Here is a 1,920-nt window from a genome sequence, read left to right as displayed (position 1 = left end):
CATATCAAGTAAACGGTCAATACCTAAAATTAAAGCGATTCCTTCTACTGGTAAGTTAACAGACTCCAAAACCATAGCTAGCATAATCATACCAGCCCCCGGCACAGCTGCCGTGCCAATCGATGCAAGAACAGCAGTTAGAACAACCGTAAGCATTTGAATAAATGTTAAATCTACACCATATACCTGAGCAATAAAAATTGTAGCAACACCTTGCATGATTGCCGTTCCATCCATATTAATAGTCGCACCCAAGGGTTGGACAAAGCTACTAATCCCTTTTGGTACACCTAATCTTTTTTGAGCAATTTCCATAGAGACGGGTAATGTTGCACTACTGCTAGAAGTACTGAATGCAACAGTTAAAGCAGGCAAGTATTCCTTTATAACCTTTAATGGGTTTTGCTTAGCTAAGAATTTTAATGATGCTCCATAAACAACAATTGCATGAACAGCTAATGCAAGGAGAACAACCACCATATACATAAACATTACCTTTAAAGCATCGAAGCCTTGTTTACCTACAGCTGAAGCGATTAAACCAAACGTACCGAGTGGAGCAAACTTCATAACAAGTGTAACTAAAAACATCATGAGTTCATTTGCCTGCTCCATAAATTTCTGCACGCTCTCCACTTTACTTCCCAGATAACTGATTCCTAAGCCGATAAAAACAGCAAAGAAAATGATTTGCAACATGTCACCACTAGCCATAGCATCAATTGGATTTGCCGGGATGATGCCAAGTAAAGTTTCTGAAACTGGAGGTGCTTCTGTAGCCTCATAATCCACTGCCTCTGTTTCAAAATTCCCACTACTTCCTGGCTGTAAAATTAATGCCAAAGCAATTCCAATCGAGATTGCCAAAGCTGTAGTGCATAAAAAGAAAATCATTGCCTTTGCACCCATACGTCCTAATGATTTAGGATCCCCGATATTTGCAACTCCAACTACAATCGAGAAAAATACAAGAGGAACAATCAACATTTTAATTAAGTTTAAAAAGATAGTTCCTAATGGGGTAAATAAAAAATTATCCGCATTTTTAAATAACTCTGGGGAGGTTATGTTTAATATTACCCCTACAATTGCACCTAATACTAAAGCCCACAATATCTTAGTTGCTAATTTCATCTGATCACCCTTTACTAATATTATATAAAAAACTTATTAGCATTAATTATGCTTTGCACTAAATTAGAGTAATCGTATTTTCAATCGAATGAGTAGATAAAACATTAAGTACTAATCAAATGATATTATGTATTTCTGATTAAATATTCGATATTCTCTAAAAATAAGGCGCCCGGCAAATTAAATTTCATGTTTAGCTAATAAATTTTTATTATTTCTTAACTTCATTTTATATTCCACAAAATGAACTAATCTAATCCTAATATAATAAAAAGTCTTAATTAATTTTTAGCTCACTAGATTTAAGAAAAAAATAACTGATCTCACTCTGTCCCTACTAACCTTTTATACTAAAATAGCATCATTCCCAATAAAGAGAGTGACGCTATTTAAAATGTAATTTAAATAAAAATACCAACTAACGTTGCTGTTAAGAAAGATACCATAGTAGCAGCAACTAATAACTTAAGACCATGTTTAGAAATGATAGAAGCTTTCTCGCCATTAATCGCTTGAAGAGAACCGCTAACAATTCCAATTGAACTGAAATTCGCAAAGCTAATTAAGAATACAGAAACTACTGCAACTGTTTTTTCAGAAAGGTTTGGAATTTGATCTCTGAATTGTAACATTGCTACGAATTCATTTGTTGCAAGCTTAGTACCCATCGTTTGACCTGCTATTAAAATCTCACTTGCAGGAACACCCATTAACCAAGCAATTGGAGCAAATACATATCCTAGGATCTCAGTAAATGTGATACCCACTGCAGCTTGGAACCCTGCA

Annotated in this window: 2 protein-coding genes; both read right to left on the bottom strand. The window is 34.8% G+C overall.

Annotation, left to right across the window (positions count from 1 at the left end; translation table 11 throughout):
• Positions 1-1,134, bottom strand: a 1,134-nt coding sequence (locus tag AC06OU_RS14145; protein WP_475856626.1) for a dicarboxylate/amino acid:cation symporter, incomplete at its 3' end; no start/stop codon positions are given.
• Between the two features lie 401 nt (positions 1,135-1,535).
• On the bottom strand, positions 1,536-1,920 hold a 385-nt coding region (locus tag AC06OU_RS14140), incomplete at its 5' end, for a nucleoside transporter C-terminal domain-containing protein (protein ID WP_475856624.1).

It is taken from the genome of Psychrobacillus sp., from assembly GCF_056205495.1.
The sequence above is the reverse complement of the archived record's forward strand: the minus strand, read 5'-3'. Positions and strand labels throughout refer to the sequence as shown.